Genomic DNA, 14,904 nt, shown 5'->3' with positions numbered 1-14,904 from the left:
ACGTATCATGAATAAATTTCCCTTGTATTTTTATAACTATACAAAATACAAGGCGCGATAACTTTAGGATTTTAACCTAAAAGTTAAGAGGGGAAGGGGAGTGTATATCTGTTAACAAACAAGATAAAAAAGAAGAAAATTTAAACGAAAAACAGCTTATATCTCAAAAAAACGAACGGGTATACGAGGCGAGTTGGTCTTCTATAGTTTTCCTTTTCCTTTTGTTTATTCGTGCCCCTGTTTTTTGTCACAAATTGTATGGCAAAGGGAGGGGCGTTGGTATTGGTAACGTTTGGTTTTAAGATTCTTTATGGCTTTATGCGACGGAGATATAGGTTTTCACGAAGCTCCAATTTTGTAGGGAGAATGAGATGAATGCACTTACGGGCTCATGTTGCTGGGAATGTTAATTACTGCATTCATTATTATGTGTATTGGTATAGCTGGTAATTGGTTTTATGATATGCTTTTATTGCGTTTAGCACCTTCTGAGTATGAACTTATACTCTTTCAATAGATAAATATCAAGAAGAAGCTCACCCAAATAATAAAGTAAATCTCTACATTTTTGTAAGTGATTACATGATATTTATCAGAGATGAGTAGGAAGCAGATTCCACTCTTTTGCTGATAAGTAAAACTTTATTCATTTGTTTTGCTTAGTACATATTCCATTATTAAATAGTCGGTTTATTCAGTAAATCGAGTTATCTAAAGTCTTTTGGGTGAAACAATAGGCATTAACCAGTTTGGCTAGACTCGATAGTTGAAAGTATTTTTCATTGGGGGGAAGCATGACGCTGCAATCGCTTTTACAGACATATCGTGACGAAGCGCGTACCGAACGGGACAAAGGTACGTATTTTGAGCGTTTTGCTCTTGCTTATCTGACACATGATCCTCTTCAGTCTGGATGTTATGAAAAGGTTCAAACCTTTAAAGATTGGGCTCGTGAAAATGATTGGGATGGTCGTGATACTGGTATCGATCTTGTGGCAAAGATTCGTAATGAAGAGGGTTTTGCGGCAATCCAATGTAAATTTTATGATGCCGCATATCGGATTAAAAAAGCAGATATTGATAGTTTTATTTCGGCATCAGGGAAAGCTCCATTCAAGCGGCGTGTTATTATAGATAGTACTGAAAGTGCTTGGAGTGATAACGCTGAAACAATGATACGGGGGCAGGATATTCCCGTTATACGGATTAATCTTTCCGATATACAACAAAGTCCGATCCGTTGGGAAACTTTTGCAGCCCAAGGCAAAATTGTGTTGGAGGATAAAAAGAAAATCCGTCCACATCAGCAGGAGGCGTTGCGTGATGTGCGTGCTGGGCTTGCTCAAGCAGATCGGGGTAAGCTTATTATGGCTTGTGGTACTGGTAAGACATTTACCAGTCTTAAAATTGCTGAGGATTTTGCGGGTGAAGGCAAGTTTGTTTTGTTTCTTGTTCCTTCCTTGGCACTGATGTCACAGACGGTTCGTGAATGGACAACGGATGCAGAAATTGGATTGAGATCCTTTGCTGTCTGTTCAGATACACAAGTGGGAAAGCGTCGTAAAAATAGTGATGATGTTGCTGAAATTGATGTGTTTGATCTTGCTTTTCCGGCGACAACCGATGCTGCTAAACTTGCAGAACAGGCGGGTAAGAGTGTTGCAGATAGGATGAGCGTTGTGTTTGCAACCTATCATTCGATTCAGGTGGTTGCGGATGCTCAGAAAAAGTATGGTTTGCCAATATTTGATCTTATCATTTGTGATGAAGCGCACCGTACAACAGGGGCAACGCTGGTTGGAGAGGATGAATCCAATTTTGTTAAGGTGCATTCTAATGATGTTATTCGTGCCAAGAAGCGCCTTTATATGACAGCGACACCACGCATTTTTGGTGATAACGCAAAAAGTCGTGCGAATGAGGTTAATGCCGTTCTTGCTTCGATGGATGATGAAAAGCTTTTTGGTAAAACACTTTTTTATCGGGGTTTTTCTTGGGCAGTACAGAATGATCTTTTAACAGATTATAAGGTTATTGTCTTAGCAGTGGACGAAAAATTGGTCAGTTCCGCTGTTCAGAAGCGTCTTAGTGATGACCAGTCTGAGCTTGTTCTTGATGATGCAACGAAGATTATTGGCTGTTATAAGGCGCTGACAAAACAAGATCTGAAGGCTGATGTTGGTGCGGATCCACACCCCATGCGTCGTGCTTTAGCGTTTTGTAAAACTATTAAAAGTTCTGAACTGGTGCGTGATGAATTTTCTGCGGTTGTTAGAGAATATCTTGATTATACGAAAGAGGATACGGAAAATGAGCACTTTCTGAAGTGTGAAATTGAGCATGTTGATGGCACTTTCAATGCGAAGGATCGTGGTGCATTACTTGATTGGCTGAAAGCTGATAGTGGTGAAGATGTTTGTCGTATTTTGACCAATGCACGGTGTTTGTCTGAGGGGGTGGATGTTCCGGCTCTGGATGCGATCATGTTTTTAAATCCACGTAAGAGCCAGATTGATGTTGTGCAAGCGGTTGGGCGGGTGATGCGTCGGTCTGAGGGCAAAAAGATGGGGTATGTCATTTTGCCAATTGGCATTCCCTCTGGGATTCCAGTGGAACAGGCTTTGAACAACAATGATAAATATCGGGTTGTTTGGCAAATTTTAAATGCTTTGCGTGCGCATGATGATCGTTTTGATGCGACGATTAATAAGGCATCGCTGAGCCAAGATATCAGCAATGTGATTGAGATTATTGGCGTCACACAGAGCACGGAGTTACAGGCTGTTACAGCTGTTGTAGACAATCTTCCACTACGCTCACAGCCTGCACGAGCGGGAATTGGAGCACCGGAATATGATTTAACTCGTACAGATCAGCTAAACAAGGAGTTTTCTTTCCCGGTGGATGAAATTTCTCGTGCGATTTTGGCAAAGATCGTCAAGAAATGTGGGACACGTGATTATTGGGAAGATTGGGCGAGCAACATTGCTGAAATTGCTAAGAATCATATTACGCGTTTAACAGGTATTCTGGCAGAGCCAGATACTGAGGCACGTCAAGCCTTTGACAGATTTATGGCAGAACTTCGTGATGATTTAAATGATGCGATTACAGAGGCTGATGCGATTGAGATGTTGGCACAACATATTATCACGCGTCCTGTCTTTCAGGTGTTGTTTGAGGAGTATCAGTTCACACGTGAAAATCCTGTCTCGCGTGCTATGCAGCGTATTCTTGATGTGCTTGATAAGGCGAATCTTGATAAGGAATCCAAAGATCTGGAAAAATTTTACGCAAGTGTAAAATTACGCGCCAGTGGCATTACGGATCCAAAAGCAAAACAGAGGTTAATTATAGAGCTTTATGATAAGTTTTTTCGTTATGCTTTTCCACGCACTGTAGAAAAACTAGGCATTGTTTATACTCCCGTTGAGGTTGTGGATTTTATTTTGCACTCTGTCAATGATGTCTTAGAGCAAGAGTTTGCGCAAACGCTTGGCTCATCGGGTGTGCACATCATGGATCCCTTTACAGGAACGGGGACTTTTATCACGCGGCTTTTGCAATCGGGTTTGATAAAACCAGAGGAGATGAAACAAAAATTTTGTCATGAAATTCATGCCAATGAAATTGTGCTTTTAGCCTATTATATTGCAGCCATTAATATTGAGACAACCTATCATGGTCTGATGGGGGGAGGTTATGTTCCGTTTGAGGGAATTTGTTTGACCGATACATTCCAGCTTTATGAGCAAGAAAAAGACCTGATCAGTGATTTGCTGGTGGATAACAGTACACGTCGGGCACACCAGAAGGAACTGGATATTCGTGTTATTGTTGGCAACCCCCCTTATTCTTCTGGACAAAAAAGTGAAAACGACAATGCACAAAATATTGCCTATCCTAAATTGGATCGTCGCATTCGTGAAACCTATGCCGCTCAATCCAAAGCAAGCAATGTTAATGGACTTTATGACAGTTATATTCGTGCCATTCGGTGGGCAAGTGATCGCATAAAAGACTGTGGTGTTATTGGTTTTGTGACAAATTCAGGTTTTATCAATGGATACTCTACGAATGGCTTACGAAAAGAATTGAGTGAAGAATTCTCGAGCATTTATGTTCTCAATTTGCGTGGTGATATTCGCAAAAATATGTTGAGCAAAGGACGTGCTCAAGAAGGGCAAAATGTTTTCGGCAGTGGAAGCATGACAGGAATTGCTGTTACACTATTTGTTAAAAATCCAAATGTTACGGAGCAGTGCAAAATTCATTATTACGATATTGGTGATAATCTCACGACAAAAGAGAAATTATCTCAACTTCAGCGGTTGAGTAGTGTTGGTGGTATCAAGTGTGAACACGGTTGGCAGATGATTACACCAGATGAGCATGGTGATTGGCTGGATCAGCGCAACAATGATTTTGAAAAATTTCTAGCCTTAGGTGATAAGAAGGGCAGTGATAAAAAGCTATTCAAAATTTTTTCTCGTGGTATACAAACTGGTCGTGATGCTTGGGCATACAACTCAAGCCGTGAAGTTTTAGCGAAAAATATGAGCAATATGATTACTTTTTATAACGGTGAAGTAGAGCGTTTTAATAATGCCTACACACATGCTGATCGCAAGGCGCGTGCGAATGCCGTGAATGATTTTGTTAACACGGATGCCAAAAAGATTAGTTGGAGCAGTAGTCTTAAAGAAGAACTGGTAAGAGGAAAGTTTTCTGAATTTGAAAGTGATTGCTTAATTCAAGGTCTTCATCGTCCTTTTACACAGCAATGGCTTTATTATAACCGCATCTTTAATGAGAGAGTTTATCAAATGCCGCGTATATTTCCTATGAAGCAAGCGGTTGAGAATAGGGTAATACAAGTTACCGGTATAGGAGCAAGCAGTGGTTTTTCTGTCCTTATGAGCAGGGTTTTGCCTAGCTTAGATGCAATGGAAAAAGGTCAGTGTTTTCCACGGTATGTTTATGAGGATTCTGCGTCCTTGAAAAATAAAAAGGAAGAGCAGGTTCATTTATTTGCAAATTTTGCAGAGGAAAGCAAAGAAACTGGTTTAGAGCGGCGTGATGCTCTCACGGATGAAGGGTTGGCTTATTTTAATGCAGCATATCCTGGTGAAATGATAACAAAGGATGATTTGTTTTATTATGTTTATGGGATTTTGCATTCAGAAGATTATCGTGCGCGTTATGCACATAATTTGTTCAAACAATTGCCACGTATCCCAACAGTTAAAAAGGTAGAGGATTTTTGGGCTTTTGTAACAGCGGGGCGAAAGCTTGGTGATTTGCATATGAATTATGAGGAGGTTGAGCCCTATCCCATTACCTATAAACAGGGTGATCCAAGAACTTGGATGATTTCTGATGAGAAGAGTTTCTATCGTGTTGAGGTGATGAAATTTGCTGGTAAGCGTGGTGCTATTGACAAAAGCACCGTGGTTTATAATGCGCATATCACGATGCAGAATATTCCTCTTGAAGCTTATGATTATGTGGTCAATGGCAGGTCTGCTCTTGAATGGGTTATGGAACGGCAGATTGTCAAAACGGACAAAGCGAGCGGTCTTGTTAATGATGCTAATCGCTATGCTGTTGAAACGGTGGGTAATCCAGCTTATCCATTGGAATTGTTTCAGCGGGTTATTACAGTAAGCTTGGAAACAATGAAAATTGTGCGCAGTCTTCCAAAATTGGAAGTGAGAGAAACTGAAAAAGTGAAGTTATCCATTGTGCGGTAAAACAGCGCTGTGTCGTAACAAACTGGCACTATCATATAATTTGCCAGCTCGTGGGTATTGCGACAGCTCTTGGCACTTGAGACGGTACATAAGAGGCATGCCTTTCTTGTACAGTTTTACGCCACGCAGGCTCTCTTCCCTTGTGATGTGCAAGTCCTTTATGATGTGCAAGAAAATGGTTTTGATTGATTCAACAGAGAATAGATTTAAAATGAGAGAGTTTTATGCTATTCAAAATCCTTATTTAAGATGAAGAATACTTATCTTTATAAATCAATATGTTGCATGTGATAAAACATCATAGGTAGTAGACGGATAAAATGATGACGCATGCGCTTTAGCGACCGTGATGAATAGCTTTAAGCAGAGCTTGTTCGTTGAGTCTTATGTGAGTAAACCATATAAATGGGGAAGCAGAGAGGAACTTGCCCAGAGACGTAGAATTGTTTACAAACCTTTGCTGATAGGAGTCATCGTCCTTTGAGATGTTGGAAGGAAATCACAACTCTCATGAAATCTGTCCTTTGAGCAGGGGTGATTGGAAGTGAGCAGGGAGAACGCGTTAGATAAGAAGCTGGATTGTTATTGTTTACAGATCGCTAGAGTTTAAAAATTTTTGTTCTTTTTTGGGGAGGCTGCCAAACAAAAAGTGTTTTTAGAGGGAAATGATTTATGCCAAAAGATATTGCTATAAAAAGTGTGGGATGTTCGTGGCGGTGTGCGTTTTGAGCTTATTCCTATCTGTGATCTAAAATGCTCTTATGAAGGTGCTTTGTTGAATGAAGAGATTGTTACTAATATATTGATTTATCATGATAGTTTAACCTTCTCTCTGTTGAATGAGAAATCTAATTATCATAAATTTTCTTATTTTAAACCTATTAAAATTACTTCTTTTCATGTCATATGAGTTTGGTGTGTGCGTGTTTAAGAAAGGCGTAAAGTATGCCTCTTACTAATCATCCCAAGTGGCTTAAGAGCTATCGTAATATTGGGCGGGGCGGTAAAATATAGGATGGGGCGGTTTGTATTTTTATGAAGCGTAAAGACGGTGGTATCAATAGATCTTTATAACAAGTCTGGAGATCTTATAGTTGTCTGGGAGCTTTATTTACAAGAGCTTATATATTGGGATGGCATGTACAGATTCCGTGCTGTGAGATATGTTTGAGATGTAAGAGATGTCTTTGGGTGAATGTGCAATACAGTGATACGTGTATTGGGGTATTCTGTGTTATATGAGGGTAGCTCTGTCGAGCTTTTATAGAGGCAACCTCGTGTGGAAGGATATGGAAAGAACGGTATGAAGCAGTTCGTGGGTAGCAAGGTTTTTAAAAAAGTCAGAAGGATAAAGATTAGAATGCGGTTCTGATATAGACTTGGAGCGTTTTAATATATTGGAATATGAGAATGCGGATTTGATTGATTTGTTGTATTGCGCTTTCAGCATCGCTCTTTTTAACAGGATAAGCAATGAAATGGATATCAGGCATTAAATACTTAAGTTCTCGCATCGAGCGCCACATATGGTAATCATGGGTGACGATATAAAGGGTCTTATAGTGGTGTTTTTTGATCCAAGCAGCACTTTCTTCGGCGTTTCCTCTGGTGTTAATCGCTTGATGCCCAATGTCAATACAACAGGAGACAAGTCGTGGGCTAATATGCCTGTTATGCATGAAACCTTTCAGATTGGTTGTGCTGTTTACGCCACTGATAAGGAGTCGTGAACCAAGCCCCCTTTGTAAGAGATTAAGTCCTGTCTCTATTCGGTTTTCTCCGCCTGTCAGCACAATGATGGCATCAGCTTTGGGGAGAGGCTTTGGGGGAGAAAGTCGTTCAGTTTTTTCAGAAAAAACAATAAAACCACCCCAGAAAATAAAAACAATGATTGCAAGAGTAAGTGTTGTCGGTGGAAAATAGCAAAATAAAAAGCGCATAGACCAACGATAATGGGGTCGTTTTGGAAGAGGACGTTTTAAATCATTTTGCGTCAATGAGTTGGAATGGTAGGAGTGGTGAGTCATAAAATTAAAATAAACCGTTTTCACATTGATCGATTTTTTTCAGTTGCGCTAAAATAGTCATGCGGTTTGTAAGGGTGGTAAGAAAAGAAACGAAAATAATAAGAAAAATGATTTTTCCGTAAGGAACGGAACTTATGGAAATATGTCCAAACAAAGCTGTTACTTGGCTAGCTTCCACTCTTCCCAAGTTATAATTCGTCCAGAGACAAAAGGCTAAAAACAGAAATATGCTTGTGAGACCACCATATAAAGCACCACGCAGTGCAGTTTTAAAAAAATGCCAGTCAAATTGGCGGGCAATGAAAATAGTTTCAGTACCAAGGAAATATAAGACATTGATAATATGCGCATTTTCTGCCAATGCATTGCGGGTGGTAAAAATGATGGTAAGAATAAGAGAGCCTAGAACCAATGCTAAAATTGAAAAGCCAATGAAAACAGTGGTGTATGCCATGGTCGCAAAACGATGGACCCAAACACGGTGATCATCAAATTGACCTCCTGGAATTTGGGTTTTAATGGCGTGATTAATGGCTGCAAAATTGATTTTTTCATCTCTCTTCAGAGTCACAATGATAAGGCGGGGAAGGGGCAGTTCATTGATATTGAAACCTGTTCCAAGCCATGGCTCCAGTAATTTTTCTGTAGCTTTTTGGTCAACAATTTTTGCATCTTGTACACCAGAAAATGTTTTGACCAATTGTACGGCATCACGGAGAGCTTTGTTGATATCAACATTGTCAATGGGGCGTATTTGTATTGTTGCTTCATAGCTAATCTGATTACTCCAATTTTGGGCGGCACGTTGGACTAAATCAACACCGATTAAGGTGAGGCTTGAAAGAAATGTCATAATAGCAATAACGGCAACCAATGCTTTTCCAGAAATATTACCACTGGGAATAATCGCTGTTGTATTTTTTTTATTGCTTGTAAAAATGGGGAAAGACTTATTCATGAATCGTCATCCGTCCGTTATGGAGAAGCATACGTCGTGCTGCAACTTGTTCCATTAAGGCAATATCATGGGTAGCAATGATCACAGCTGTTCCAAAACGATTTAATTCAATAAACAAACGGAGTAGGCGTTTTGCTAAGGGCGGATCGACATTTCCGGTTGGTTCATCGGCAAGTAGAATTTCAGGTTGATCAATGAGCGCGCGTGCAATGGCTACCCTTTGTTTTTCTCCGCCAGAAAGAACTGGTGGTAAAACATGAATATGATCTCCCAGACCTACCCAACAGAGAAGATCTTCCACTTCACTGCGATAGGTTGCTTCTTCTTGTCCTTTAATGCGTAAAGGTAAGGAGACATTTTCATAAGTGGTCATGTGGTCGAGTAAACGAAAATCTTGAAAAACTACACCGATACGTTGTCGCAGCGCAGGGAGCTCTTGCCGTTTGAGTAATGCTGTGTCTGTTCCAAATAAATCAATATGACCGCGGGTGGGTTTGAGTGCCAAAAACATAAGACGCATCAACGACGTTTTCCCTGCTCCAGAGGCGCCAGTGAGAAATTGAAATGATCCAGGAGGAATATGAAAGCTAATATCACGAAGGACCTCAGGTCCCATTCCATAGCGTAGACCGACATTTTCAAAATGAATCACTTTTTATTATTACTCCTGATTTTATATTGCATCATTTATTCTAAGAACTCTTACTTTCATTACTTTAGATTTTTGTTTTAAGCTTGTTTATTTTAGATTTCATGGTTTTCAATATTTTTTATACACCCTCGTTATAGATAAATATTTTTGCTCAAGAATATTATCACGTATACTTTCTCTTTTTAGCTTTATTTATGATTTTAGCAGGAATTTCAAAGTGATTCTAGCATAAACATCAGAACTATTTTTCCTTCTTTCTCAGAGGCTTTTTTGCATTGAGTGGGTACTGGGCGATTTTAAAAAGCTATGTTGCTCTTTTTATCTTACTTTCTTATTCTTATCTGTATTCATATTCCAATCTTGGTATCTTCCAATCTTGAAGTTTTTTCTTCAATTGTTTCTGATTTGTTATGAAGAAAGGCGTTTGTTGTTAGAGTTGTTGAGCTTCCCATGAATTGTTTTGTTTTTTATTCTCATCGGTGGTTTTCGTAACAATGCTAGGATAATTTTAGCAAAAAACAAAAACCACCGTATGTTATATTTCTTCGTGGGTTCTTTAATTTTGTCGGTTAGCAATCAGATCTTCAACAACTTGTGGTTCGGCAAGAGTTGAGATATCTCCGAGAGTATCAAAATTGTTTTCGGCAATTTTTCGTAAAATACGTCTCATAATTTTTCCTGATCGCGTTTTGGGAAGCTGTGGGGAAAATTGAATTTTATCCAATATGGCAATGGAGCCTATTTCCTTTCTCACATGTTTAATAAGCTCTTTTTGTAACTCTTCACTTGGAGCTGTCCCTTCCATTAAGGTGATAAAACTATAAATTCCTTGTCCTTTAATGGGATGCGGGTAACCCACAATGGCTGCTTCTGATACAGCGGGATGAGAAACAAGGGCTGATTCAATTTCAGCAGTTCCTAACCTGTGCCCCGAGACATTGAGTATGTCATCAACCCGCCCTGTAATCCAGTAATAGCCGTCACTATCGCGCCTACAACCATCGCCTGTAAAATATCTTCCTTTATAGGAGGAAAAATAAGTTTGAATAAAGCGCTCATGATCTTTATAAAGCGTGCGCATTTGTCCTGGCCATGAATCACTGATACAAAGATTGCCTTCTGCTTCACCTTCTAAAATATTGCCTTGGGCATCAACAATTTGGGGTTGAACACCAAAAAAAGGACGTGTGGCTGATCCTGCTTTGAGGGGGGTTGCACCAGGCAAGGGCGTGATCATATGCCCTCCTGTTTCCGTTTGCCACCATGTATCGAGAATCGGACAACGGTCATTTCCAACTGTATGATAAAACCATTCCCATGCTTCTGGGTTAATCGGTTCTCCTACCGTGCCTAAAAGACGCAACGATGTCCTGTTTGAGTGTTCAACAAACGAATTTCCTGCTCCCATCAAGGCGCGGATAGCTGTTGGTGCGGTATAGAGTGTATTAACTTGGTGTTTGTCGACAATTTGCCAAAATCTTCCTTTGTCAGGAAAGGTTGGTGTGCCTTCAAACATTAAAGTAGTCGCACCATTGCATAAAGGTCCATAAACCAAGTAAGAATGACCGGTAATCCAACCAATATCAGCTGTACACCAGTAAACTTCATCGGGATGGTAATCAAAAACGTATTGATGTGTCATCGCGGCATAAACAAGATAGCCCGCTGTGGTATGCAAAACGCCTTTGGGGGTGCCGGTGGAGCCTGAAGTATAAAGAATAAAAAGTGGATCTTCAGCGTTCATTGGTTCTGGTGGGCAATCTGTTTTGGCATGAGTTATCTCTTCATGGTACCAAAAATCACGCCCCTCTATCCATTGAATGGGTCCACAAGTCCGCCGTATAACCATGACTTGGTCTACATGCACGTTTTGGCGTGCTGCTATCTCAATAGCATGATCAACATTGTCTTTTAAGTTGATCCGTTTGCCGCCACGCAAGCCGTGATCAGCGGTAATGATGAAGGTTGATTCGCAGTCAACAAGGCGTCCTGCTATTGCCTCTGCAGAAAAGCCAGCAAAGATAACCGAATGAACAGCACCAATGCGGGCACACGCGAGCATAGCATAGGCTGCTTCGGGTATCATGGGAAGATAAATGGTTACTTTATCGCCTTTCTTAATGCCACGACTTTTCAAAAGATTGGCAAAACGACAAACATGTTCATAAAGCTCGTTATAGGTTATTTTTTTATCATGATAAGGATTATCTCCTTCCCAAATAAGCGCGATTTTGTCTCCATGGGTTTTCAGGTGGCGATCAATGCAATTATAGGCAACATTTGTTATCCCATCTTCGTACCATTGAATGGAGACATCTCCGTTAAAAGAAGTGTTTTTTACTTTTGTAAAAGGTTTAAACCATTCAATGCGTTGACCATGTTTGGCCCAGAAGCTTTCTGGATCATCGATGCTTTCTCGATACCATTGTTGATAAGTTTCCTCGTCGAGCAAAGTATTTTTTTTGATCTCTTCTGATACTGGATAGATTTTTTCAGTCATGTTTCCCTCTTTTTATTTTTTAGAAAAATCAGCCATTGTATTTTTATATTTGTGGCAGAGTCGTCCCTAAAGCTTTTCATTGTGAGGTTAGACTAAATGACAAAGATTAGAATAGTCAATTTTTAAAATCTGATGTGATGATATTAAAGAGGGTATTCTATGTTTTTAGGATACTCAAATGTGGCAAAGCCTATTGCGGTATAGAGCTTTTTATAAACGCATAAAGACATTTTAAAAATGTCTATTATAAAATATTTTTTATAAGTTGATATAAACCAATATCGTTAAATAAAAGACTAACAAGAAAGAATATACAGCTTATTAATAATGACTTTTTTAGAGAATCTTCCCAATTGTAATAAATAAACTTATAATAAAAAATATATATAAAACCAGAAAAAAACGTTGCTATAAGCGATTCAATAATTTTATGAGTAAAATCTGTGATTATAAATGATAATTTCTCATTAATAGCACCATAGCTACTTTATTCAGTGTACTTGGGACTCATCCAATAAATATTAATATAAACCGAAGTATCTACACAAAATATCAGAAATAATGAACAGAATTACTGTATATAATGTTGATTTTATAGATACTTTCCAACTGTAACCACCAATTTTTTTAAAACCAATAGCATATATAGGGATGAATACAATGAGAATGCAAAACAGTCTTATGATTTCATAAAGAATATTCATTATAACAAAATCCTGATTATAAGATGTGATCCACAATAGATATCTCCGAAAACTATTTTGTCCACAGATGTAGATATTTAATTTTGGTATATTCTTTCGAATATATTTACAGAATTATTTATCTTCAGAGATATCTTTGTAGCTACTTTTTATAAATTAGAACCAACAATTCTTATAAATTAGAACCAATAATTCCAAGCTGACTGTCCAAAGCCATAAATAGCGCCTCCAATGAGTCCCCCTCCCAAACCTACAGTTCCACCTGTAAGAGCACCTCCTAGTCCTCCAAACAGAGCTCCCCCTGCTGCTCCTGTTAGCCCTCCCTGAACTCCTAGTGTAGAGGCGTGTGAAATCATGTTATTAGCAAAACCATTAAAGCTACATGCATTTCCATGAGTATGTTTTGATATTCCATGAAAAGGTCTTGAATTGTGCGAATGACCAAAAGAAGGCTTTGTCACCATATGACCGAATGTGTTGAATGAACCAAACATATTAATTCTCCTTAATTATCCACATTAAAAGTAGTATCATAATGATACATTTGAAATGGCTATCGCGTATTTTTAGAAAAATGTAAAATATAAACTTTAAAAATGGCAATAAAATACTGTATAAATAATAACTATATTATGTATATGAAATATTATTCTTTATAATATAATAATATTATTTATAATATTTTTAAACACAAGAAATGACATCATATTTTTTATTAATTAAAGTTTAAAATTAGAAAAATGTGCATCTGAAAAAATTGGTGTTTTTCTCTTTGTTTATGAGAACGATAAAGAAATATCGTTATTGAAATCGGTTTCATTGCCATTGTTTTGCCTGCATGTATTATGTGCATATGAACGGGATTCGTTCTTTTATTTTTCAGGCGAATATTGACCGTATTTTACGCTTTGTAGAGCATAGAAAGTCTTTATGCTATTGTTGGAGACCTTATAGATTGCTATTCATGTTGTTTAGCGCAGCTCTTGGTGCTCTATTGGGCAATTGAGATGTTTATTTTTCTCAAGTGGCTTACATGAAAGAGTTTTGTTACTGTATTATGCAGCCATAAGCCTCTTTTTGCCTGCTTTACGCCATTGGCATGTGGGGAAATTGTTTACGCGTGTTGGAGAAGTTTAAGAGAATTCATGATTTTTAATGGAAATCATTGCGATAATCGTATTGAATATTCTTTTGCAATTATTTATTTCGCGATAGTTTTTCATTCATGCGCAACGCCCCTCTTATCATTTTGCCTTTATATAAGGATTTATTTTTTACGTTGCTTTTGCTGGAGAGGCGGTCAGAGGGGAGGTGAAGTAGAACCAATGTGCGAGAATATGAGAGCCAAATTGCAATGCTATCTTAAATCTATTGTACGTGTTGTGGATGTGCTGGTGAGAATTTTGAGAAGACCAGCTTTTTTGCTTATTTTGCTAACAGGATGAAAGAGGGACTGGAATCTTTTTTGCTAGAATTGCTCTTATTGATATTGAAGGAAATATTTTTTCTCATTTCTGTTGTTTTTGGCTTGTTCGTAGAATTTTCAATGGGAATTTATATGAAGGGGGAATGAATTTATATGAGAGGAAATTGCTTTACACAGGGCGTTTTCCAAATAAAGCGGAGCCAATGCGAAGGACGTTAGAGCCAAACTGTAGAGCAGTTTTGAAGTCACTGGACATACCCATGGAAAGCTTTGGAAGACCTGCTTGTTTTGCTAATTTTGCTAAGAGCGCGAAATAGGGTCCGGGGTTTTCATCGACAGGGGGGATGCCCATAAGACCGATGATATCAAGTCCATAGTTGTTTTTGCATTGGTTGACAAAAGATGTCGCTTCTTGTGGTGCGATACCACTTTTTTGCGGTTCTAAGCCAATGTTAACCTGAACATAGCAAGGAAGATGCCTTTTTTGTTTTTCCATTTCTTCAGATAAGCTTTTTGCTATTTTTTCACGGTCAACCGTTTGAATAACATCAAAAAGTTTGATCGCTTCTGCTGTTTTATTTGATTGTAGGGGACCGATGAGATGAAGCTTAATATTTTCAAATTGTTGACGTAACCCGAGCCATTTTTGTGCCGCTTCTTGTACGCGGTTTTCTGCAAACAAAGATTGGCCTGCTTGTAAAAGGGGACGTATATCAGCGGCAGAAACAGTTTTTGAAACAGCGATAAGTTCAATTTCTTCTATAGGGCGTTGTAGCTCTTGACATGTTTCAGCAATGTCTTTTTGAAGGTTTTGCCATGCTTCAATGGAAGGGGCATTGAGGGGCGTTTGTGTATTCATATTTTTGTGCTTTACCTTTTTTGTT

General features: G+C 38.7%; 7 protein-coding genes. 1 reads left to right on the top strand and 6 read right to left on the bottom strand.

Translation table 11 applies throughout. The annotated features are described in order from the left end of the window. The first annotated feature begins 794 nt into the window (after positions 1 to 794). Entirely contained in the window at positions 795 to 5,753 is a 4,959-nt protein-coding gene (locus ACFIKJ_RS02945) for a DEAD/DEAH box helicase (protein WP_375670237.1), read from the top strand. 1,355 nt (positions 5,754 to 7,108) lie between these two features. Here ACFIKJ_RS02945 and ACFIKJ_RS02940 read toward each other — a convergent pair. The 6 genes from ACFIKJ_RS02940 to ACFIKJ_RS02915 all read right to left on the bottom strand — a co-directional run bounded on the left by ACFIKJ_RS02940 (position 7,109) and on the right by ACFIKJ_RS02915 (position 14,879). Next, positions 7,109 to 7,780 (bottom strand): YdcF family protein, encoded by a 672-nt coding sequence (locus tag ACFIKJ_RS02940; protein WP_375651712.1) that lies wholly within the window; start codon positions 7,778 to 7,780, stop codon positions 7,109 to 7,111. Positions 7,781 to 7,784: 4 nt separating this feature from the next. After that, a complete protein-coding gene (locus tag ACFIKJ_RS02935) occupies positions 7,785 to 8,738 on the bottom strand; it encodes a cell division protein FtsX (protein ID WP_375625217.1) in 954 nt (317 codons plus the stop codon). Beyond that, positions 8,731 to 9,390: a cell division ATP-binding protein FtsE gene (ftsE, locus tag ACFIKJ_RS02930; RefSeq protein WP_273723097.1), complete on the bottom strand. Its 660-nt coding sequence runs from the start codon at positions 9,388 to 9,390 to the stop codon at positions 8,731 to 8,733. Before ftsE ends, ACFIKJ_RS02935 begins: the two co-directional genes overlap by 8 nt. Positions 9,391 to 9,946: 556 nt before the next feature. Further along, on the bottom strand, positions 9,947 to 11,890 hold the full coding sequence (gene acs, locus ACFIKJ_RS02925; protein WP_375670236.1) for an acetate--CoA ligase: 1,944 nt from the start codon (positions 11,888 to 11,890) through the stop codon (positions 9,947 to 9,949). 883 nt (positions 11,891 to 12,773) lie between these two features. After that, positions 12,774 to 13,088, bottom strand: coding sequence for a hypothetical protein (locus tag ACFIKJ_RS02920; protein ID WP_375651714.1), 315 nt, complete (start codon positions 13,086 to 13,088; stop codon positions 12,774 to 12,776). A gap of 1,101 nt (positions 13,089 to 14,189) precedes the next feature. Further along, entirely contained in the window at positions 14,190 to 14,879 is a 690-nt protein-coding gene (locus ACFIKJ_RS02915; protein WP_375670235.1) for a YggS family pyridoxal phosphate-dependent enzyme, read from the bottom strand. Positions 14,880 to 14,904: the final 25 nt, after the last annotated feature.

Origin of the sequence: Bartonella sp. PS7NMGDW, from assembly GCF_042193585.1 — a bacterium.
Classification (GTDB): domain Bacteria; phylum Pseudomonadota; class Alphaproteobacteria; order Rhizobiales; family Rhizobiaceae; genus Bartonella; species Bartonella grahamii.
The sequence above is the reverse complement of the archived record's forward strand: the minus strand, read 5'-3'. Positions and strand labels throughout refer to the sequence as shown.

Bases quoted from the DNA above. Each gene is read 5' to 3' on its own strand.
- ACFIKJ_RS02945 (WP_375670237.1), top strand. From the start codon at position 795: ATGACGCTGCAATCGCTTTTACAGACATATCGTGACGAAGCGCGTACC.
- ACFIKJ_RS02940 (WP_375651712.1), bottom strand. From the start codon at position 7,780: ATGACTCACCACTCCTACCATTCCAACTCATTGACGCAAAATGATTTA.
- ACFIKJ_RS02935 (WP_375625217.1), bottom strand. From the start codon at position 8,738: ATGAATAAGTCTTTCCCCATTTTTACAAGCAATAAAAAAAATACAACA.
- acs (WP_375670236.1), bottom strand. From the start codon at position 11,890: ATGACTGAAAAAATCTATCCAGTATCAGAAGAGATCAAAAAAAATACT.
- ACFIKJ_RS02920 (WP_375651714.1), bottom strand. From the start codon at position 13,088: ATGTTTGGTTCATTCAACACATTCGGTCATATGGTGACAAAGCCTTCT.
- ACFIKJ_RS02915 (WP_375670235.1), bottom strand. From the start codon at position 14,879: ATGAATACACAAACGCCCCTCAATGCCCCTTCCATTGAAGCATGGCAA.